The sequence below is a fragment of the Rhizobium sp. CB3171 genome, assembly GCF_029714265.1.
GTDB lineage: Bacteria > Pseudomonadota > Alphaproteobacteria > Rhizobiales > Rhizobiaceae > Rhizobium.
Map to the genome: position 1 here is coordinate 1,618,760 of NZ_CP121653.1, position 20,524 is coordinate 1,639,283.

The following is a 20,524-nucleotide window of genomic DNA, read 5'->3' on the forward strand; positions in this document are numbered from 1 at the left end:
CGGGAGATCGATGCATGGCGCCGCGTTCGTTCTGGAAAGGTTATCTCAAACTTTCGCTCGTGACCTGCCCGGTCGCGATGGCGCCGGCCGTCTCCGCGAATGAGAAGATCCGATTCCACACCCTCAATCGCGAGACCCGGAACCGCGTCGTCAGCCAATATGTCGATTCCGTCACCGGCAAGCCCGTGAAGGAGGATGACGAGGTCAAAGGCTATGAGCGTGGCGAGGGCGATTATGTGCTGATCGAAGACGACGAACTGGATTCCGTCGCGCTCGAGAGCACCCGCACGATCGATATCGATGTCTTCGCGCCGCGCGATTCCATCGAATGGATCTGGCTCGACCAGCCGCATTATCTGACCCCGGACGATCCCGTCGGCGAGGAAGCCTTCTGTGTCATCCGCGATGCCATGGCAGCGACCGGGACCGTCGGCATTTCCCGCCTTGTCATGTATCGCCGCGAGCGGGCCGTCATGCTCGAGCCTCGGGACAAAGGCATCGTATTATGGACATTGCGCTACGGCGACGAGGTTCGCGACGAAGCCGCCTATTTCGAAACGATCAAGGCGGACAAGACCGATCCGTCCTTGATGTCGCTTGTCCTGCAATTGATCGACGAGCAGACGAAGCCCTGGACGCCGTCGATGGCGAGCGACCCGGTGCAGGACAAGCTGCATGAACTGATTGCCGCGAAAAAGAAGGGCCGCAAACGGCCGGCCAAAGCCAAGCCGGAAGCCGAAGCGCCGCCGAGCAACGTCATCAACATCCTGGATGCGTTGAAAAAGAGCGTTGCCGCTGCCTCGAAAGCCAAGCGCTAACGCAATTCCAGGCAAAGCGCATAGCAGTTTTCTGTCCGGAATTTCGAGTAGACCAGCAATGGCATCCACCTTGTCCGGCAACGCTGCAATCTCCCTGCATAGTAGCTCAAAACGAAGCATAGTAATTTATGAGGGCTTGACCTTCAGGAGAAAGCCAGTCGGACGCCCCTTCAATGAAGCCCGCGATCCGGCCTTTCGGGGTTAGAAGATAGGTGATCGGCATGCCGTATAGCGGCAGCGACGCTTCAGCGGGTGCTCGCGGTTGCGTGAGCGACGCGCTCGGATCGATCAGGACACGAAGATGCTTGATCCCCAGGTCTTGAACAAATTCAGCGACCCGAGCACCGTCTGAGAGATCGACGCAAACGGCAACGACGGTGGCTTGGCTACCCATTTGGCGTGAAAATTTATCAAGTGCCGGCAGATCGATACGGCAGGCGACGCACCAAGTAGCCCAGAGATTAATGAGCGTTACCCGCCCCGGCTCCGGTCGAAAATCGAGCTGGTTTCCACGAAGATCCGCGAGTTTTGTCGGCTGCAGGTTTCTTGCAGGCTCCAGCAGCGTAAATTGGTGCCGCACGTTTTCAAAGACAGGAGGGTCATCGCTCGCCTTCGCAAGATCCGACCGCGACAGGAAGGAAAATGCTGCGCCACCGGCCATTCCGCGCAGCAATGTCCGCCGGCTGCATATTGTACGCGATCGACGGCTAGGCATGAATATAGGCCCAACCATGCTCTTCAAGATCGATCAATCGCCCGACACCGTAGGGCACGACCGTGACCCCTTCGATCAGCGGCAGCGGATGGCCTTCCTTCTGCTCGGCAATCGCCTTCGAAGAACCGCACATGCTGAGCGTGATGCCTGGAACTATCGTGCGCAGGGCCGCTATGGCATCCTTCAGCGGCGACGTGTCGTCTCGAAACATCTCGATTCCGGTAGCGTTGGCAACGATCTCGATCGAAATGCCTTCGTGCTTGGATTTATAATATTGGGCTGCGTTGATGGAACCGCTGATGGCATGTTTCATGGCCGTGACGTCATTGCTGTCCACTTGAAACACGACCTTATGTTCCTGGGGCTTTGATTGCATTGCGAAGGCTGGCGCGATCGTCGAAGCCCACCCCAGTATCGCAGCGATTGCCAAAGCAAAAAGCGCCAGCGCCAATGTAGATGGCGAGGACTTGATCGGATTGCGCTTGTTCATAAGTTCACTCGAACCCGACGATCAGCGGGTTTGAATGAGCTGGCTGCGCTGTATAAAAGCGAGACCGCCTGCGACAGCGCCCAAAATGGTCGTGTGTATGACATCGCCATGCAGCGCCAAGAGTTGCGTGAAGAATGCCCCAACACAAACGCCCGTAAGCAGAATAGCGCCGAGGGCCGACCGGCGTGGCCAGATGGTAAGGCCCGCTCCGGCCAATTCAACAACTGCGGTGAAATAACGAAACCATTGGCCGAGACCGATAGTGTCAAACTCCTGAACCATTTGAGGCACGCCGGCGATTTTTTGCGAGCGCTGCGGCAGCAAAGAGGGCCGCGAGAATGACGCGCATGCCGATCAGAGCAGCCGTCTTCGGCGACCATTTTCTTGGCAAAGCATATTCAGACATAGCGAATTCCTTCCGGGGAGATATTGCAAACAAAAAATCATGGTTTACGAATTCGCGTCAGATCTGCATTTCGGAACACATGGTTGCTGATATGGAAACCTTCTCTGGTTCGATCGATGACGTGCGCGCCTTTTGCGCCGTTGTTGACTTTGCAACACTATCGGCGGCGGCTCGGCAATTGAACGAGACCAAAGGCAGCATCAGTCGACGAATTTCGCGGCTTGAGAAGGCGGTTGGCGTCCGGTTGCTTTCACGCTCTCCCCGCTCCGTCTCTTGTACCGCCGAAGGACTGGAATTCTATGATAAGGCCATGCCTGCCTTGGCGCTGCTCGATGACGCCGGAGCGAGTGTCCGGAGGTCCCGGTCGATCGCGCGTGGGACGATCCGAATAACCGCGCCTATTGATATTGCGATCGAGGTATTGCCGGAGATTATCACGTCGTTTCGGCAGGATTATCCGCAGATCGCCATTGAGGTTATCGCAACGGACGCAACACTGGATCCTGTCGCACATCGCATTGATCTCGCGCTCAGAGTGGGCTTGGCGCAAATGCCCGATATGCAGTTTCAAGCATTTCCCATCGCGGAAATGAGAGTCAGCATGTTCGCGGCGCCATCCTATCTGCAAGGGAGCGGTCCGATCGAGGTTCCGGCGGATCTCGAGCGACATGCGCTTGTTCTGCCGCGGGAGCGACCGGGCGTGACCCACCTCTCGCTCTCCAACGGCGCGCGAGAAGAGAGGGTCTCTCTGCGCGCCGACGTGCGAGCAAGCGACTTCGCATGCGTATTAAAACTCGCGGAGGCCGGGGCTGGAATCGCGCCTCTTCCCGAAATTGTCGTGGTCAATTCGGTGTCGACCGGAAGGCTCGTTCGCGTCCTGCCCGATTGGAGTTGGTCGGGTCTCACGCTCCACGCAATCAGCGCGCCCGGACGGCAGATGACCGCGCGCGCAAAGGCATTTCGCGATTACATCAAAGCCCGGCTTTAGCGCGCTCTGCTCTTTCTGGATTTTACTTTTTCCAAAGATGCCGCGGCTGCCCGAAAATCTTCCCAAGGGTCGGAGCGAAGCGCCGCGAGCCGGTTGGGCGTATTATTGACCGTGAAATAGGCCGGCCCGATCGCGGGACTGAGTTCATCCCAGGCGAGTGGCATCGAGACCGCGGCACCCGGCCGCGCTCGCGTCGAATAGGGCGCCACCGCCGTCGAACCGCGCTGGTTGCGCAGATAGTCGACCAGGATTTTACCCTGGCGCTTCGATTTGGTGATGGTGGAAACGTAGCTCTCGGGGCTGTCGGCGGCCATCTGATCGGCAATGGATTTCGTGAAGGCTTTAACGGTTGGCCAGTCTGCCGTTGGTTTCAATGGCGACACGACATGCAGACCCTTGCCGCCTGACGTCTTGATGAAGGCGGCAAGACCAGCCTCTTTCATGCGGTTGCGTGTTTCTTCCGCCGCTTCGATCACCTTCTCCCAAGGCACGCCGGGGCCGGGATCGAGATCCATGATGATCATATCGGGATGCTCCCAATCGGCGATTGTAATGCCCCAGGGGTGGAGTTCCAACGATCCCGCCTGCACGAGACCAAGCAAGCCATCGAGGTCATCGATGCTGACCAAAGGGGCCTCATCCTTTTCCTTCGGATCATGGATAAGAACGATGTTCTTGTTCAGGCCTTTCCACGCATGCTTCTGGAAAAAGCTTTGGCCATTGATGCCATCGGGACAACGCAGCAAAGCCAATGGCCGCTGCACGACGAAAGGCGCCATGTATTTCCAGACATCGGTGTAATAATCGGCGAGGCCTTCCTTCGTAACGCCCTCGTCCGGCCAATAGATACGATCGGGGTGCGTGAGAACGACCGTCCGCTTCGGCAGCTCGGGTTCCGTAGCCGAACTGGCGGAGGTTTCTCGGACAATTTCAGTCGCCTGCTTGTCTTCGCGCAGACCGCGGAATGCGGCGTGCCGGAGCTGGCCATCCGCTGTCCAGGTGCGGAATTCAATTTCAGCGACCAGTTCCGGACGAACGAAACGGACGCCGCGCGCCTCGTCGGCACTAAGACGTTTGTCGAACGGGCTTTCATCCGCCCGCATGCCCTCGAGTTGAGAATAGAGATCCTCGGCAACCTTGTTGGTAAACCCCGTGCCGACGCGGCCGACATGCTGCAGCCTGCCCTTGTCGAAAATGCCGAGCACGAGGGAGCCGATCGCCTTGCGCGCCGTCGATGACGGGACATAACCTGCAATCACGAACTCCTGCCGGAAGGAACATTTCGACTTCAGCCAACCTTTGCCGCGGCCTGAGCGATAGGGTTCATCGGCGCGCTTCGACACGATGCCTTCCAGGCTTAGGCGGCAGGCATGCTCCAGCATGAGGTCGCCATCGGCGTCGAAATCGCTGCTGAAGCGGAGTTTGCCATTCCCTGAAGGTACGATCCTCTCCAGCATTTTTTTTCGTTCCGTCAGCGGGGCGGCGCGCAGATCATATCCGTCGAGATAAAGGAGATCGAAGACATAAAGGACGAAACGATCGTTCCTGCCGTCGCTCAGATCGGCCTGCAGGGCTGAAAAATCCGATGCGCCGGAACCGGTCTCGACCACCAATTCGCCATCCATAAGCAGCGTTTTGACGGGAAGACGGGCGAGTTCGGTAAGAAGCGGTTTCCCGAACTTTTCCGACCAGTCGAGACCGCTGCGCGTCAGCAACTTGACGCGCCCGTCCTCGATGCGGACCTGCAGGCGATAGCCATCGAACTTGATCTCGTGCAGCCATTGCTTCCCGCTCGGTGGCGTCTTCGTCAGCGTCGCCAAGGTCGGCGGCACGAAATCAGGCAAAGCCGATTTCCCAGCCTTTTTCACGGATGAAGGATCTGCCGAAGTTTTCACCGCGGCCCGTTGAGGTTGCTTGGCCGTGCTCGACTGTTGCTCGATCCTGCCCGTCTTCGAAGACCATCCGGGTTTTTCGCCTTCGAGCTCCTCGATCAGTCGACCGGTCTTCACGGATTCCGGCCGCTCTTCGAGAATGTCATCCGCGCCCTCAGGGCGGGCCGCCTCATCGTCGCCTTTGATGAGCAGCCAATTGTCTTTCTTCTCCCGGGCGCGCCTTGCCATGCGGACCAGATGCCAGCGCCCGTGGAGCTTCTCGCCATGCAGCTCGAGTTCGATGTGACCCTTGTTGAAGCCCTTGTGCGGATCGCCGTCCGGCTCCCAGGTACCGCGATCCCAGACGATCACCGAGCCGCCGCCATATTCGCCCTTGGGAATCGTACCCTCGAAATCACCATAGTCGAGCGGGTGATCTTCTACCTGGACTGCCAGGCGTTTTTCGCTCGGAACCAGGCTCGGACCCTTTGCGACCGCCCAGCTCTTCAAAACACCGTCAAGCTCCAGGCGAAAATCATAGTGCAGCCGGCGCGCTGCATGTTTCTGGATGACGAAGCTGTTCTGCGCGGCTGTCTTGCGCGTGCGTCCCCTCGGCTCGGATGTTTTCGAGAAATCCCGCTTTTCGCGATAGGTCTCAAGCGCCATGGATCAACCTGCCTTTCGCTGCCGGGAAGCATTGGAAGCGGCTCGTTTCGGTGTTTGCTTCTTTTCGCCCTTGAAGCCGGCGCTTTGGCGAAGCGCCTCCATGAGATCGACAACCTTTTCCGGCTTGCGCTCTTTGCGGACAGTAATTTTGCGACCTTCGAGCTTCGCCTTGATCAGCTCGGTGAGTGCCGCCTCATAGCGATCATCAAATGTCTGAGCGTCGAACGTGCCGCTTTTCGTGGTGATGATATGCTTTGCGAGATCAAGCATTTCACCCTTGATCTTGATGTCTGGTACATCCTCGAAAGCCTTGTCCGCGGAGCGGACCTCGTAGTCGAAGTTCAGCGTCGTCGCGAGCAGCCCCTTGTCGTAGGGACGGATCAGCAAAGTCCGCAGGCGCCGGAAAAGCACCGTTCGCGCGATGGCTGCGACCTTCTTCTTCTGCATGCCGTCTCGGATCAACGCAAAGGCTTCTTCGCTGCCGCGATCGCTCGGGGCGAGATAGTAGGGCTTGTCGAAATAGACGTCGTCGATATCGGAGAATTCAACAAATGCCTGGAGATGAAGGGTCTTGTCGCTTCCGGGGACAACGGCGGCGATTTCGTCCGGCTCAAAGATCACATAGTCGTCCTTACCGACTTCGTAGCCTTTGACCTGGTCCTCGCGCCCGACGGGTTTCCCGCTGCTGCTGTCCACGAATTCGCGCCGGACACGATTGCCCGTCGCACGATTGATGGTGTGAAAAGAAACCCGCTCTGATGTCGATGACGCGGTATAAAGCGCCACGGGACAAGTCACCAAACCGAATTGCAAATAACCCTTCCATTGGGCACGCGGCGACATCCGACAAATCTCCGGTGAAACCAATAGACTTGAACGATATCTCGCGGTTTTTGTTCCGGCACGTCAGTCAGTTTTGTTCGCTGGTTCCTTCCTTCAGATGGGAGCTCAATCAACAAGCCGGCTTCCATTTGCGCGAGACTTTATCGTCGGCTTGACTATTGCCCTCCATCATGAGAACATAAAGTGAACAAATGGAGGTATCCATGACGAAAACAGAGCAAGTCATAGAACGCGCCATGACGTTTGTCGCAGTCTCGAAAGCGCTGCGGGAACGTGAACAGGAACGGCGCGCCGCCTGGAAGCGCCGCGTCGATATCAGCCGGCCGCTGCCACCCTTGCCGCGCGGCGTGCAGCTTTCCTTCAAATTGGATCGATAATGCGGCGAATGAGACCTGGCTTTTCGCAGATGACGAACATCCGCGGCGTAAGTTGTCTTTCGATCGAACAAGCGGCGATATGACGAAGCAGAATTGGGATCGCGCGGGGAACCGCGGCGGGGCGATGGCGTTTTCTTACAGGAGGACAATGCCATGGCAAAATATGATCCGACGTCACCCGTCCCAACTCCGGACGCGGGGCTTCCCAATCCCATCCAGCCACCTTCGGTAGAGCCGCCCAAGATAGATAGTGCGGGAAATGGTGTTGGCGGCGAGGACGATGATGAAGCCGCCTATGCGCGCGGCGTTGAAGCCGGCAAAAGGGAGACTGAGGCGGAGAAAAATCCCTATCCAGAGGAAAGCAGTCGCGCCAAAGCATATGAGCACGGCTATCTGGACGGGCAGAAGATAAGGAGCGACGACAAGCCGCCGCATTGAAATCACACCTATAACCATTTTCACGGACGCGGCAGACTGCATTGGCCTGTCGCGAGCCTGCGCACCTAAATGATAGCTGGGAAACACCTTGATATCAGGGCGATTTGATCGAGTTCGTGCTCGGTATTTTCAATGCCTGTAGAGCCGTCGCCTCTCAGCCATCGATTGCCTATTCGTCAGGCCTGTCGGCAAAATGAGAGACGGCAAACTCGGCAACTTTTCTATTCGATTTGCGCGCATCCTCTATCCAGAACGGGAAGATCTGCCACTGATGGATCATGCCCGGCCAAACCTCCGTAGTAACGTCGACCCCGGCCCCGCGCGCCTTGTCTTCCAGCCGGCGCGTGTCATCGAGCAGCGTTTCGCGCGAACCAACCTGCAGGAGTAAGGGCGGAAAGCCGGTCATATCGGCATAGAGCGGGGACCGCTCGGGAGAGACCGGAGATTTGTCGCCGATGTAGGCGTTGCGGATGATCTCCAGCTCGCCCTTGCCCATGAATGGATCATTCTGGGCATTTGTGGTCATGGAGTCACCCATTGCAGCGAAATCGGTCACCGGGCTCATCGCGACTACGGCCGCCGGCAAGGATGCCTTGATCCGAAGCTGGTTGAGAGTGGCCTCGATGGCCAGTGTTCCGCCCACCGACTCCCCGGCAATCACCACGTTCTCGGCCTTATATCCTGAGGCAAGAAGCCAACGATAAGCCGCCAGAGTGTCATCGATCTGGGCCGGGTACTTATTCTCCGGCAGCAGGCGATAATCGACCAAGAGCACATCGGCTGACGCAGCCTTTGCAAGAGAGCCCGCTATATTCCGGTGCGTTCTGAGCGAGCCGCTGTAGAACCCTCCTCCGTGGAGATAGAGAATCGCGCGCCGACCAATCGGATGGTGAAGTCGTGCGGGCCATATCAGATCGGCGTCGACCCCGTTGGCATCGACATGACGGATCTGGACGCGCGTCGGATCCGGCGTGGACGCCATAAGCCTTTCGAAAGCGGCCCGCCGCTGGCGAAGGTCCTGCGGGGCATAGGTTTGCCCCAAGATCCCGATGAGTTTCTGGATCTGATTGTCCGAGGCTTTCGTCTGTGAAGCGGCGTCAAGCGCATAAGCCGTTGACGTCGGCAATACCGGCGAAAGCGCCATGGCAGCCGTGGCGATCGACGTCGTCACAAAAAGGCGCATGAAGCGAAAAAACCAAAATCCGTTCATACGATTAGCCTTTCTGCCGCGAACGCTAGACGCAGTATCATATTCCCACGGTCGCAGAATTGATGCCTGAGTCAAGCGTGGTGCACACGGCAGGAGAGCCGGCCTGACGCTCCTGGCTTGGCGGAATTCTGAAACTCGAAGCTCAGCTATAGTGGACCCCTTCATACAGCACGTAACCTACAGGATGGTGCGTGAAGTGGAGGACCGGCAATACCGGATTGCTGTTGTCTTCGGTGGGGTAGGCTGACGCAATGGAAATGTACTCGCCCTGCAGCTCGATCGCTTCCCCTGCCTTCAAGTCGGGAATCTCATGATCGAGCCCTTCATTGTCGCCGAAACGTACGGCGACGAATACTGTCTGACCGGTGATATCATCATCGCCGCCGTCAAATTTCAGGACCGTTTCGATCTTTACCGTGAAATGCTGGTGGTTTGCACCGTGGTGGTTCTCCGGAGCCTCGAACACATGCGCTACAACACCCTGAACCCGAGCCAGAGGCGCGCCAAGCGAATGTGAAAACCGATGGTGGGGAAGTATTTTATTTGCCCGATTACTCATCGCAACCTCGATAAATGCAGTGGTAAATCGCCACTTCATTATCTGCAATCGATTGCACTTCGGTGACATCGCCAGCGGTTCAACTGTCATTGACAGGAAGTAACCGCCGGCGTGGAAGCCGAGATTGATCTCGGCTGTTTCCGGCAATGCTCGCCTAAACCGGTTCGCTCTGAGACGCCATCAATCGGGCGATGATCGCCTCTCGTGCAGCCCGCGTGCCGGCAAGGCGTCGCTTCGTCTTCGCGAACACATCGGCTGTCGCCTCTTCCGGCGTGCCCGAATGGAACGGCGGGGCAGGCGCGTATTCCAGCGAGAGCTGAACCATTTCCGCTTCTTCCTGACCAATAAGGGCCGCAACGACCGCCAGCCCGAAATCGATGCCGGCCGTCACGCCGCCGGCCGTGATGAGATTGCCGTCCCGGACGATGCGGCCGGCGGTTGGAATAGCGCCGAAGTTCGCCAGGAAATCCTGGGCATTCCAGTGCGTCGTCGCCTTCCTGCCCTTGAGCAGACCGGCGGCGCCCAGCACCAGGGAGCCGGTACAGACTGAGGTGATGAAACGTGCCTGCTCCGCCTGTGCGCGGATAAAGAACAACACGGCCTCATCCTCAAGCAATGCATTGATGCCGCCGCCGCCAGGCACACAGATGACGTCGAGCTGAGGGCAGTCATCGAAGGTTGTCGTCGGCTGAAGCACCAGTTTCGTGGCAGAGACGATCGGCGAAGTGTCCTTCCAGATCAGATGCACCTCCGCGCCTTCCGTCGAGGCGAAGATCTCGTAGGGCCCTGTCAGGTCAAGCTGCTGAATGCCGGGGAAAACGAGCAGTCCGAAGCGAATGGTCATATTTGCATCTCCAGTGGTTGACTCTGGCAAGCTTACGCGATCACCATCTGGCGTATTTGCCAAACTCCCCTCATTTTGAGCCAATCATGCGCCACATTGAAATTCTCGCTTTCGAAGATGCCCAACTGCTCGATGTAACCGGGCCATTGCAGGTGTTTACGAGCGCCAACGAGGAGGCCTTCGCTACCGGTCAGCCGAGGCCCTATAACGCGATCGCGGTGGCCATGAACGGGCAGACCGGGACGACCTCGGGGCTGACACTTGCAACGGCATTGCTGCCCCAAGACGATGAACCGATCGATACCCTGATGGTCGCGGGTGGTGTCGGCGTCAATAAAGCGTGCGAGGAAACGGCCCTTGTCAACTGGATCCGCCGGCGGTCAGCTAGCGCGCGGCGGATCGCTTCGGTCTGCAGCGGCGCCTTTCTGCTCGCCGAAGCGGGACTTTTGGATGGGCGGCGCGCCGTGACGCATTGGAACAGATGCAGGGAGTTTTCAAAACGCTTCCCGAATGTGCGGTTGGAACCCGACCCGATCTTTATTCAGGACGGCAATATATGGACGTCGGCAGGGGTCACCGCTGGCATCGATCTGGCACTTGCGCTGGTCGAGGCTGATCTCGGCCGCAAATTGGCGCTCGCCGTCGCGCGCGAACTCGTCGTCTTCCTGAAGCGGCCGGGCGGCCAGGCACAGTTCAGCACGATGCTCTCGCTGCAGGAGAGCGGCGATCGTTTCGACCGGCTGCACGGATGGATCATCGACAATTTGCGCGCCGATCTTTCGTTGCCGGCGCTTGCCGAGCAAGCGAACATGAGCGCACGCAGCTTTTCCCGGCATTATCGCCAGGCAACGGGGCGCACGCCGGCCAGGGCTGTCGAGGATATCCGCGTTGAGGCTGTGCGGCGCCTCCTGGAGCAGGGCTTGTCTGTTCGTCAGGCGCGTATACGCTGCGGTTTCGGTTCGGAAGAGACCATGCGGCGGAGCTTCCTCAGAGCCTTCGGAACCACGCCGCAGGCCTTTCGCGATCATTTCGGATAAGGCGACCGTCGGCAGGGATCGGAACATTGCCGCCCTCCTCGGTTGGCAGGATGCCTCTGCCGGAAAAGATAGGCATCAGCGCCGAGATGCAAATTTTCGATCTTGCCCACACGCGATTGAAGGAGGGACGGACAATTTTTCTCGTTCCGCAGATCGTCCGGCACCCCAAGTTGACTGGACATCTTGTCTCTTTGGGATCACCATCAATCCGGGCTGGAGTTACATCGTAGGGGACCAACTATCGCCAAATAGGAGGCCGAGATGAAGCAGCATGCACGCGATGATTTGCAGAAAATTGCGAAAGTCGATCAGGACTTCCTTAATCGAGAGATGTCGCGAACCCAACGGCTCGAACGTTGGATAGATCTTCTCGAGCGGAGTCCCCGACAGTTTCTTTCCACTTTGCGCGAAACCGAATTTCAGCCTAGTGAAACCAGGGCGGCAATGCGGACGGATAGCTCCCCAATCTCCGTCGCATTTGCGGATCCGGTTCTTCGCGCCGCTGGTTTGGAAAACGACAGCTACGGAGAAGCCAAGCGCTTCTTCGAACTCACGGATCATGAGCTGCACGGAATTGTCTGCTACTGCCATTTCGGCGAGACGGTCAGTTCTGCCGTAGTCGCACGTTCCATTCGTCCGTTGCTCGCCGGGAGGCCTCCGAGCCTGTTTGCCCGTTTGCGCAAGGCGTTGTCGATATAGTCTAGTAGTTTCGGCAATACCGGCTCCGGCTGACGGACGTGGCGATGTGTCCAACTTGGCTGCATCGCGAAAGCAAGACACCGGCGGTCGAGCGTTGGCTTGGCAATCCCTGAGGTCACAGATCCTCAAGGATCGCCTTGCCTGACGCTTGGCGGGCGATCATCGGGGCAGCAATCTACTGCGAGAGAATAAGAAGCCTGCAATGTTGTTGCGAGGAAGCCGGCCTCCGGCCCGAATCCAAGCATAACGAGAAAGGGCGCTCAACCCTTTCGGGGAGCGCCCTTTCCAACCCGGACAGCCTGAAACGCAGCGACAACAAACGTCGAGCAGCAGACCATCAACACGGGAAGTGAAGCCTAAATACGGTTGGACGTTTCCGATTTCAAGTGGCTTTGCATGAAAGTTGCCCGGAACATCCGGTTCCGATTCTTGTATCTGCTTTCGCATCAATCCTTTATCGCTATGCCCGCCGAAACGGCGGCCGCCAAAAAGGCATCGCGCGCTTCATCTACCGACCCTTGACTGTGATAGGTGCTGATCAAGGTTTTCTTGGCCGTGGCATGAATGCGATCGGATTTGCCCGGCGGCCATTCGCGAAGAAGAAATTTAAGGGCCTGTTCGGTGTTGTTGATCGTCAGGTAGTGGCCGCTCTCCTGGGTGACGACCGTCACCGAACGATTCCACAAATATTTGGACATTTAGCTGCTTCCTCCGCCCGTGAAACGGACACTCTCCACCTTGGTTCCAGACGGAGCGAAACAATAAAAAAATAGTCATGCCTGCATGCCCAAAACGCGGTCCAAAAGCTGAACGCCGTCCTCTCGTCGCGAATGTTCGGGTTAAGCAGGGGGATCAATGAAACAAAATCAGCTCTGTCTTGTTTGTCCTTTCATAGGAAAGGAGGTCGACATGACTGAGCCTCGAAAGCCAAAAACGCTCTCGCGCGAGGAAGACTATCGCGATTATGAAGATCGCAATCTTCGTGACGGCTGGCCGTACTCGGACGGGGGTGGAAGTGCCTCTGAAAGTCCCGAGAACCGGGGATATGGCGATACCTCGGCCAATTTCGACGAGGAACGGGATGGCGATTTCATCATAGATTCAGCCGATTCGACCGGCCTCGAACGAGGCGAGGATCAAACCGTCGGACCTCTTCCGAGCGATCGTATCGACAGCGACGAACTTGAAGCGGTCATAACCGAACAGCTCGAACAGAGAGGAGTTGACGTCAACAGCATCGACGTGCACGCCAACGACGGCATTGTGACTCTGGAGGGTAACGTCGAGACGATTCCGCTGGCTCGTCATCTCACAGCGATCGTTCTATCTATTCCCGGCGTTGCGGAAGTTCGAAATAACCTTCGAACGATCGGCGTCGATGCGCATATTCCGAACGACGAATAGCGAATTTGGCGATAGATGTCGGTCAATGCCGCAGGAAGCTTCGGATCTTCTTCAGGTCCTGGATGAAGGCCAACCGGCTTCGCTCCTTTTCGTCCGCCTCCCTGATCCTCAAAAGAGCCGATGGGTGAATGGTGACGAGAAAGTCAAGCTGCCCGGGTGGATGAAGGATGCTGCCGCGGTCGCGCATCACCCGCACCTTCGATCCGAGCAGCGAGGATACGGCCGTCGCACCGAGCGCCACGACGAGTTTCGGTTTCAATAGTTCAAGTTCGGCGCCGAGCCACCAGGCGCAGCGCTGCACCTCGCCGGCATTGGGCCTGGAATGCAGCCGCTTCTTGCCGCGCATTTGATACTTGAAATGCTTGACCGCATTGGTGACGTAACAGCGGTCGCGGTCGACCCCCGCCTCTTCAAGACATAGATCTAGCAAGCGGCCCGCCGGCCCGACAAACGGCCTGCCCGCCAGATCTTCCTTGTCGCCGGGTTGTTCGCCGACCAGCACAACCTCGGCGGTTTCGGGGCCTTCTCCGAAGACGAGATGCGTGGCATTGCGATAGAGGTCGCAACGCGTGCAGGATTCGGCGTCGTGCCGGAGTTCGCCGAGCGTTGCCGCATCAGCATGATCGCGCTGGAGAGAAGGGCCGCTATCGGGCAAGGAGTGTTTTTCGAGCATGGGAGGCGCGCTGCAATTTGAAAGTCACACCCTCGTCAACCAATCGTCGCTCTCTTTGTTCCCTGTTGTTTCGGCAAACGGGGAATCGCCGATCGGATGCAAACGGTAGTTTTCACGATGCCGATCGCTCGTCCCGTATCAGACGTGCTTCGAGACAGGCCATGACAAAAGCTTCGCGCGCAGCCTCCAAGGTGGCGCGATGTGAAATGGCCGCGAGGCACTTTTCCTTTGCCTTCACATAATATGAGCCTCTTTCGGACGGCCATCTGACGGAAAGGAAATGGATTGCGTCTTCCGGTCCGTTCACGCACGAGACGAAGCGGCCACCTACTGCGACGCAAACCGGTGCGTTCCAGAGCATTTTGAATTTGACGTCGATGATCTCGTTCATCTGCTCCCCCTGTCATTTTCCCACCAAACAAGGCGTCAAGATGATTGTTCCCGCAGGATGGAGCGCTATTTGAAGAGATATGACATTGCATGCGTAGGGCTGGAATATCCCTGAATGCTCGCAAGCAGCAGGATTGCGTTCCTCAGCATCATTGACATCCTCTTGCCGGCTCGGGAACAACCGTTGCCTTTGAATGTTCGTGGGTCTGCGGGACAGTTTCTGGATCGAAAGATGAGTGACTCGGCGGTGACATATAGCCAGATGTTTTCGGGCAAGCGGCTCTTGATCGTCGAGGACGAATATTTCCTCTCGGAAAAGGCGCGCGGGAAATTGCGCGAACTTGGCATTTTCCTAATCGGTCCCGTCGGCAAGGCGAAGGACGCTCTCGAACTGATCGAAGGCAAGAAGGCGGATGCAGTGATCCTTGATCTGCATCTTGACGCCGGATTTGTATTTCCGATCGTGGAAACGCTTCAGAGGCTGAAGCTTCCCTATATATTTGCGATAGGCCATCACCCGCCCATCGTTCGCACCCGATTTACGGGCTTCATCCTCTGTGAAAAAGCCGTTGAGATCGAACACATCGCCAAGGCGCTGTTCGGCAGGCAGAAACGCAAACTCTATTTGGTATAGAGGGCCCTCGACCTCTCCAGATGCTTCAGGACCGCAGCTTCCGTACCGTCGGCATCATGGACGGCAAGCCGCTCCAATATCTCTTCATGTTCGACAAGCGTGAATTTTTCCTTGCCGGTCCAGATGAGCATCTCGGTATGGTAGGTTTTCAGCCATGCCAGCATTGCCTCGCTGACGGCGACAAAGATCGGGTTTCCGGAAATCTGGGCAATCCGGGTATGAAACTGCATGTCGGCCGAGATGAATTCTTCGGCATGCCCCAGAGATGCCCGCTGACGCTCGATAATATCTCTGAGATCGGCAATATCTTTTTCCGTTGCCCGCGGCGCGGCCTCCCGGGCCATGCCGCGCTCGAAGAATATGCGCGCGCTCTTCAGATGCTCGAGAGAGTCCGAAGATTGGGACAACATGATCTTCGCCGTTAGATCAACCTGCCGGAAAATCGATTTCGCGGTCAGTTGAAGCACCTTCGCCCGCTCGCCATGCGAGATGCTGACCAATCCCATATTGGCGAGCGATTGCATCGCCTCGCGGATCGCCGGGCGCCCGACGCCGAAGCGCTCCATGAGAACACGCTCTGACGGCATCTCATCGCCGGGTTTGAGTTCTCCCGACGTGATCAACCGCTCTAATCGGTCGAAGACTTCGTCAGAGAGCTTCCGACGTACAATCTGTTCGATTGGCTGGCTCATGGCATCTCGCTGGCTCAAGGCTTTTCTCCCTTATGCAATGTCAAATAGCGCCGAGAAAGCCCTTCGGCGCGACTTAGGGCCTCCTGAACAAAAAAATCGTTGCACAAATTGGAATACTCATTATACCAGATCACGAGTTGACGCCACGACAAAATCGTCGGCGAGAGGAGCAACGGCTGCTGATGAGCATTACCATCACCTATCGCATCGAGACGCCCGGCCACATCGAAGCGATGGCCGACAAGATCGCCAGCGATCAGTCGACGGGTACGTTCGTGCCGGTTCCCGGCGAAACGGAAGAGCTGAAATCGCGGGTGGCGGCACGGGTCCTCAGCATCCGGCGGCTCGAAGATGCAGATCGGCCGACATGGCCCGAAGTTGCGGCCGGCCATGGTCCCCTTCATCGCGCCGATGTCGATATCGCCTTTCCGCTTGATGCCGTCGGCACCGATCTTTCAGCCCTGATGACGATTGCGATTGGCGGCGTCTATTCGATCAAAGGCATGACGGGCATTCGCATCGTCGACATGAAGCTGCCGGAGGCCTTTCGCGGCGCGCATCCCGGTCCGCAATTCGGTGTTGCCGGCAGCAAGCGCCTGACGGGGGTCGAGGGACGTCCCATCATCGGCACGATCGTCAAGCCGGCGCTCGGCCTTCGCCCCACTGAGACCGCGGAATTGGTCGGCGACCTCATCAGCTCCGGTGTCGATTTCATCAAGGACGACGAAAAGCTGATGAGCCCCGCCTACTCGCCTCTCAAGGAGCGTGTCGAGGCGATCATGCCGCTGATCCTGGATCACGAACAGAAGACCGGGAAGAAGGTGATGTATGCCTTCGGCATTTCCCACGCCGATCCCGACGAGATGATGCGCAACCACGACCTCGTTTTGAAAGCCGGCGGCAATTGTGCCGTCGTCAACATCAATTCCGTCGGTTTTGGCGGCATGAGCTTCCTGCGCAAGCGCTCGGGACTGGTGCTGCACGCCCACCGCAACGGCTGGGATGTGCTGACCCGCCATCCCGGCGCCGGCATGGATTTCAAGGTCTATCAGCAGTTTTGGCGTCTGCTCGGCGTCGACCAGTTCCAGATCAACGGTATCCGCGTCAAATATTGGGAACCGGACGAAAGCTTCGTCGAGTCCTTCAAGGCCATCAGCACGCCGCTATTCGATCCGTCCGATTGTCCGCTGCCCGTTGCCGGTTCGGGTCAATGGGGAGGCCAGGCGCCGGAAACCTACCGGCGGACCGGCCGCACCACGGATCTGCTCTATCTCTGCGGCGGCGGCATCGTAAGCCACCCCTTCGGACCGGCCGCCGGCGTCCGAGCGATCCAACAGGCGTGGCAGGCCGCAGTCACCGACATCCCGCTCGAAGACTATGCCAAGGATCATCCCGAACTCGCCGCTTCGATCGCGAAATTCAGCGACGGCAAGGGCGCGTGACGACGATGGGCAATCTTCTCATCAGCTACTACGGCGACGACTTCACCGGCTCCACCGATGTGATGGAAGCCCTGGCCTCGAACGGCGTTCCGACCGTGCTTTTTCTCGGCATCCCCGATGCGGCACTGCTTGAGCGTTTTAAGCAATGCCGTGCCATCGGCATTGCCGGCACAAGCCGCAGCGAAACGCCGGAATGGATGGAAGAGCATCTTGTTCCGACATTCGAGTGGCTGAAAGGGCGCGGCGCGGCGATATGCCATTACAAGGTCTGCTCCACTTTCGATTCCAGTCCGCGCATCGGCAATATCGGCAAGGCGATCGAGATCGGCAGGGAGGTTTTTGCGCAATCCTCGGTGCCGGTCGTTGTGGGTGCGCCGCAGCTCAAGCGCTACACCGCCTTCGGCCACCTTTTCGCGGCCTATCAGGGCAAGGTCTACCGCATCGATCGTCATCCGGTGATGAGCCGGCATCCGGTCACGCCGATGGACGAAGCCGATCTGACGCTGCATCTCGGCAAGCAGACCTCGCTTCCCGTCAGCCTCGTTGATCTCGTGACCCTGGCGGCTCCGGATGCGAACCAACAAGTCGACGAACGCGCGGGCCAGACGGCAGGAATCATGCTGATCGACGTCGACAGCGCCGAAACGCAGGCGGCTACGGGAACGCAGCTTTGGCGGCGCGCGGCAAAGGACGGGCCTTTCGTCGCCGGGTCCTCCGGTGTCGAATACGCACTTCTCAATGCTTGGCGCCACGAAGGTCTGATTGGCGAACGCCCCGTTTTCGCCCCGCCGGGAAAGGTCGAACGCCTCGCAGTGGTTTCCGGCAGTGTCTCGCCAACGACAGAACGGCAGATACGCACGGCGATGACGGATGGTTTCGACGGCATCGACGTCGATCCCCTGGCACTCATCGGCGAAAGTGCTGACCGGGCGATCGAAGATGCCGTCAATGCCGGCATTACCAGCCTGCAGACGGGCCGCAGCGTCATCCTGCACACGGCGCTTGGCCCCTCGGCCGATCGCGGCAGCGCGATCGACCGTTTTCCGGGTGCCCGGCACCGGCTCGGACAGGGCCTTGGCACCATCCTGCGCCGTATCGTCGAAAGTGAAAAGCTCGGCCGTGTGGTCATCGCCGGCGGCGACACGTCGAGTCATGCGCTCAGGGAATTGCGCGTGGAAGCGCTGACGACGCTGCTCCCCTTGCCCCAGACGCCGGGATCGCCGCTCTGCGTAGCTCACGGCAGCTACGCACCGACCAATGGACTGCAGATCGCGCTGAAAGGCGGACAGGTCGGAACCGACGGGTATTTTTCCCAAATCCGCGACGGAAGACGCGCTTAAAAAAATGACTCTTACGCACTTCGGATAATGGCGTGATCATTGACTCATTATACCACTTGCGATACCACAATTTGAAATGGACGAGGTAGAAAACATGACTGCAATTGCTCTTTTCGGCGCCGGCGGGAAAATGGGGTACCGGCTCGCCAAAAATCTCAAAGGCTCGCGCTTCGATGTCCGTCACGTCGAGGTGAGCGATGTCGGCAAGGCCCGCTTGAAGAACGATCTCGATCTGTCGTGCGTGCCCGTGGACGAGGCCCTTGATGGCGCCGAAGTCGTCATTCTGGCCGTTCCGGACACCGCCATCGGCAAGGTTGCCGCAGGGATCGTCGACAAGCTGAAGCCTGGAACGATAGTAGTCGCCCTAGACGCCGCGGCACCTTTTGCGGGCCACCTGCCGAAGCGCGACGACCTGACCTATTTCGTCACCCATCCCTGCCATCCGCCGATCTTCAACGACGAAACCGATATGCAGGCGAAGAACGACCACTTCGGCGGCCTGTTCGCCAAGCAGCATATCGTTTCCGCGCTGATGCAGGGGCCGGAAGCTGCCTACGCACTCGGGGAGGAGATCGCCAAGATCATCTGGGCGCCGGTCATGCGCTCGCACCGAGTCACCGTCGAGCAGATGGCGATGCTTGAGCCTGGGCTTTCGGAAACAGTCTGCGCATCGCTGCTCGTTGTGATGCGGCAAGCCATGGACGAGTGCGTCGCGCGCGGCGTCCCGGAACAGGCCGCTCGCGATTTCCTGCTCGGCCACATGAACGTCCTCGGCGCCGTGATCTTCAACCAGGTCGAGGGTGTGTTTTCGGATGCCTGCAACAAGGCGATCGAATTCGGCATCCCTGCGCTGATGCGCGACGACTGGAAGAATGTCTTCGAGCCCCAGGAAATCGCAGAAAGCATCCGCCGCATTACCTGACCGAAATCCCGGGAGGGTTTGGCCCTCCCTTCTTTCGCCCTGCTGGGAACAGGGCTGTTTCATAATCGGGAGGACACCATGAAACTGACACGCAAACTCACTGCTGCCGCCTTTGCCGGCGCTCTTGCGCTTGGCACCGCAATGCCTGCCTTTTCGGCAGATCTGATCGCCATCATCACGCCCGCGCATGACAATCCGTTCTTCAAGGCCGAAGCCGTGGGCGCCCAAGCCAAGGCGAAGGATTTGGGCTATGAGACGCTCGTCATGACGCACGACGACGATGCCAACAAGCAGTCGGAAGTCATCGATACGGCGATCGGCCGCGGCGCCAAGGCCATCATTCTCGACAATGCCGGCGCCGATGCGACGGTTGCGGCCGTCAAGAAGGCCAAGGATGCCGGGATCCCCTCCTTCCTCATCGACCGCGAAATCAATGCGACCGGCGTTGCCCTCGCCCAGATCGTTTCCAACAACTATCAGGGTGCTCAGCTCGGCGCGCAGGAATTCGTCAAGCTCATGGGCGAGAAGGGCAATTATGTCGAGCTCGTCGGCAAGGAATCCGACACCAATGCCGGCATCCGCTCGCAGGGCTATCATGACGTCATCGACGACTATCCGGATTTGAAACTGGTCGCCAAGCAATCGGCGAACTGGAGCCAGACCGAAGCCTATGCGAAGATGGAAACCATCCTGCAGGCGAACCCGGACATCAAGGGCGTGATCTCGGGCAACGACACCATGGCGATGGGCGCGATCGCAGCGCTTCAGGCCGCTGGCCGCAAGGATGTGATCGTCGTCGGCTTCGACGGCTCCAACGATGTGCGCGACTCGATCAAGGCCGGCGGCATCAAGGCGACCGTACTGCAGCCCGCCTACGCACAGGCCCAGATGGCGGTTGAGCAGGCCGATGCGTACATCAAGAACAAGACGACCCCGAAGGAAGAAAAGCAGCTCATGGATTGCGTTCTCATCAATGGCGGGAATGCCGACAAGCTTGAGACCTTCGCGCTGAAGAATTGATGGCGGACCGAGCATTGCGGAGGGCGTGGCAGAGCCGCGCTCTCCA

The 20,524-nt window shown here is 58.3% G+C and carries 24 protein-coding genes and 1 pseudogene; 13 read left to right on the top strand and 12 right to left on the bottom strand.

Going from position 1 to position 20,524, the window contains the following annotated elements; all coding sequences use genetic code 11:
• Positions 1 to 14: 14 nt before the first annotated feature.
• Positions 15 to 818, top strand: coding sequence for a Ku protein (locus QA648_RS26800; protein WP_283051746.1), 804 nt, complete (start codon positions 15 to 17; stop codon positions 816 to 818).
• A 106-nt stretch (positions 819 to 924) separates the two neighbouring features.
• Here the strand turns inward: QA648_RS26800 and QA648_RS26805 are convergent, their stop codons facing one another.
• The 3 genes from QA648_RS26805 to QA648_RS26815 are packed head-to-tail and all read right to left on the bottom strand — an operon-like array spanning position 925 to position 2,347.
• The gene (locus tag QA648_RS26805) at positions 925 to 1,479 is read right to left on the bottom strand and encodes a TlpA disulfide reductase family protein (RefSeq protein WP_283051748.1); all 555 of its coding nucleotides are present in this window, start codon (positions 1,477 to 1,479) and stop codon (positions 925 to 927) included.
• 46 nt (positions 1,480 to 1,525) lie between these two features.
• Complete coding sequence (locus tag QA648_RS26810; protein ID WP_283051750.1) at positions 1,526 to 2,023, bottom strand: hypothetical protein; 498 nt, start codon at positions 2,021 to 2,023, stop codon at positions 1,526 to 1,528.
• A 21-nt stretch (positions 2,024 to 2,044) separates the two neighbouring features.
• On the bottom strand, positions 2,045 to 2,347 hold the full coding sequence (locus QA648_RS26815; RefSeq protein ID WP_283051752.1) for a DoxX family protein: 303 nt from the start codon (positions 2,345 to 2,347) through the stop codon (positions 2,045 to 2,047).
• A 173-nt stretch (positions 2,348 to 2,520) separates the two neighbouring features.
• Here QA648_RS26815 and QA648_RS26820 point away from each other — a divergent pair.
• Positions 2,521 to 2,658, top strand: a pseudogene (locus QA648_RS26820) (LysR family transcriptional regulator); the annotation flags it as partial.
• A gap of 81 nt (positions 2,659 to 2,739) precedes the next feature.
• Complete coding sequence (locus QA648_RS26825) at positions 2,740 to 3,417, top strand: substrate binding domain-containing protein (RefSeq protein ID WP_283054279.1); 678 nt, start codon at positions 2,740 to 2,742, stop codon at positions 3,415 to 3,417.
• Here the strand turns inward: QA648_RS26825 and ligD are convergent.
• Positions 3,414 to 5,954 (bottom strand): DNA ligase D, encoded by a 2,541-nt coding sequence (gene ligD, locus QA648_RS26830; protein ID WP_283051753.1) that lies wholly within the window; start codon positions 5,952 to 5,954, stop codon positions 3,414 to 3,416. The genes QA648_RS26825 and ligD overlap by 4 nt on opposite strands.
• Before the next feature lie 3 nt (positions 5,955 to 5,957).
• Entirely contained in the window at positions 5,958 to 6,797 is an 840-nt protein-coding gene (locus QA648_RS26835; RefSeq protein WP_283051754.1) for a Ku protein, read from the bottom strand.
• Between the two features lie 203 nt (positions 6,798 to 7,000).
• On the opposite strand from QA648_RS26835, the gene QA648_RS26840 reads away from it, so the two are divergent.
• Together QA648_RS26840 and QA648_RS26845 are read left to right on the top strand one after the other, a co-directional pair.
• A complete protein-coding gene (locus QA648_RS26840) occupies positions 7,001 to 7,174 on the top strand; it encodes a hypothetical protein (protein ID WP_199773627.1) in 174 nt (57 codons plus the stop codon).
• A 153-nt stretch (positions 7,175 to 7,327) separates the two neighbouring features.
• A complete protein-coding gene (locus QA648_RS26845; protein ID WP_260304200.1) occupies positions 7,328 to 7,612 on the top strand; it encodes an Sf3a2-prov protein in 285 nt (94 codons plus the stop codon).
• A gap of 169 nt (positions 7,613 to 7,781) precedes the next feature.
• Here the strand turns inward: QA648_RS26845 and QA648_RS26850 are convergent, their stop codons facing one another.
• The 3 genes from QA648_RS26850 to QA648_RS26860 form a co-directional block, all read right to left on the bottom strand.
• Positions 7,782 to 8,756 carry an alpha/beta hydrolase gene (locus QA648_RS26850; RefSeq protein WP_283054280.1) on the bottom strand — a complete coding sequence of 325 codons (975 nt, stop codon included), beginning with the start codon at positions 8,754 to 8,756 and terminating at the stop codon, positions 7,782 to 7,784.
• Positions 8,757 to 8,964: 208 nt separating this feature from the next.
• Positions 8,965 to 9,528, bottom strand: coding sequence for a hypothetical protein (locus QA648_RS26855; RefSeq protein ID WP_283051756.1), 564 nt, complete (start codon positions 9,526 to 9,528; stop codon positions 8,965 to 8,967).
• A gap of 7 nt (positions 9,529 to 9,535) precedes the next feature.
• Entirely contained in the window at positions 9,536 to 10,225 is a 690-nt protein-coding gene (locus QA648_RS26860) for a DJ-1/PfpI family protein (protein ID WP_283051758.1), read from the bottom strand.
• Between the two features lie 86 nt (positions 10,226 to 10,311).
• Here QA648_RS26860 and QA648_RS26865 point away from each other — a divergent pair, with 86 nt between their 5' ends.
• The gene (locus QA648_RS26865; protein ID WP_283051760.1) at positions 10,312 to 11,262 is read left to right on the top strand and encodes a helix-turn-helix domain-containing protein; all 951 of its coding nucleotides are present in this window, start codon (positions 10,312 to 10,314) and stop codon (positions 11,260 to 11,262) included.
• 261 nt (positions 11,263 to 11,523) lie between these two features.
• Entirely contained in the window at positions 11,524 to 11,961 is a 438-nt protein-coding gene (locus QA648_RS26870; RefSeq protein WP_104827235.1) for a hypothetical protein, read from the top strand.
• 446 nt (positions 11,962 to 12,407) lie between these two features.
• On the opposite strand, the gene QA648_RS26875 is transcribed toward QA648_RS26870, so the two are convergent.
• Positions 12,408 to 12,632, bottom strand: a complete 225-nt coding sequence (locus QA648_RS26875) for a DUF982 domain-containing protein (protein WP_158704596.1) — start codon at positions 12,630 to 12,632, stop codon at positions 12,408 to 12,410.
• Between the two features lie 238 nt (positions 12,633 to 12,870).
• On the opposite strand from QA648_RS26875, the gene QA648_RS26880 reads away from it, so the two are divergent.
• Positions 12,871 to 13,365 (top strand): BON domain-containing protein, encoded by a 495-nt coding sequence (locus tag QA648_RS26880; RefSeq protein WP_283051763.1) that lies wholly within the window; start codon positions 12,871 to 12,873, stop codon positions 13,363 to 13,365.
• Between the two features lie 22 nt (positions 13,366 to 13,387).
• Here QA648_RS26880 and QA648_RS26885 read toward each other — a convergent pair whose 3' ends face one another.
• Both QA648_RS26885 and QA648_RS26890 read right to left on the bottom strand, forming a co-directional pair.
• Positions 13,388 to 14,038: a UdgX family uracil-DNA binding protein gene (locus tag QA648_RS26885; protein ID WP_283051765.1), complete on the bottom strand. Its 651-nt coding sequence runs from the start codon at positions 14,036 to 14,038 to the stop codon at positions 13,388 to 13,390.
• Positions 14,039 to 14,150: 112 nt separating this feature from the next.
• Positions 14,151 to 14,429, bottom strand: coding sequence for a DUF982 domain-containing protein (locus tag QA648_RS26890; protein ID WP_104827239.1), 279 nt, complete (start codon positions 14,427 to 14,429; stop codon positions 14,151 to 14,153).
• 231 nt (positions 14,430 to 14,660) lie between these two features.
• Between QA648_RS26890 and QA648_RS26895 the strand changes: the two genes are divergently transcribed.
• Positions 14,661 to 15,062: a response regulator gene (locus QA648_RS26895; protein WP_283051769.1), complete on the top strand. Its 402-nt coding sequence runs from the start codon at positions 14,661 to 14,663 to the stop codon at positions 15,060 to 15,062.
• Here QA648_RS26895 and QA648_RS26900 read toward each other — a convergent pair.
• Positions 15,050 to 15,754 carry a transcriptional regulator NanR gene (locus QA648_RS26900; protein WP_260304208.1) on the bottom strand — a complete coding sequence of 235 codons (705 nt, stop codon included), beginning with the start codon at positions 15,752 to 15,754 and terminating at the stop codon, positions 15,050 to 15,052. The genes QA648_RS26895 and QA648_RS26900 overlap by 13 nt on opposite strands.
• A gap of 182 nt (positions 15,755 to 15,936) precedes the next feature.
• Between QA648_RS26900 and oiaX the strand changes: the two genes are divergently transcribed.
• The 4 genes from oiaX to QA648_RS26920 all read left to right on the top strand — a co-directional run bounded on the left by oiaX (position 15,937) and on the right by QA648_RS26920 (position 20,478).
• Positions 15,937 to 17,196, top strand: coding sequence for a 3-oxo-isoapionate-4-phosphate decarboxylase OiaX (gene oiaX / locus QA648_RS26905; RefSeq protein WP_283051770.1), 1,260 nt, complete (start codon positions 15,937 to 15,939; stop codon positions 17,194 to 17,196).
• Positions 17,197 to 17,201: 5 nt separating this feature from the next.
• Positions 17,202 to 18,536, top strand: coding sequence for a four-carbon acid sugar kinase family protein (locus tag QA648_RS26910; protein ID WP_283054281.1), 1,335 nt, complete (start codon positions 17,202 to 17,204; stop codon positions 18,534 to 18,536).
• A gap of 94 nt (positions 18,537 to 18,630) precedes the next feature.
• Complete coding sequence (locus QA648_RS26915; RefSeq protein WP_104827938.1) at positions 18,631 to 19,458, top strand: phosphogluconate dehydrogenase C-terminal domain-containing protein; 828 nt, start codon at positions 18,631 to 18,633, stop codon at positions 19,456 to 19,458.
• Positions 19,459 to 19,536: 78 nt separating this feature from the next.
• Complete coding sequence (locus QA648_RS26920; protein WP_283051774.1) at positions 19,537 to 20,478, top strand: D-ribose ABC transporter substrate-binding protein; 942 nt, start codon at positions 19,537 to 19,539, stop codon at positions 20,476 to 20,478.
• The last annotated feature ends 46 nt before the right edge of the window (positions 20,479 to 20,524 follow it).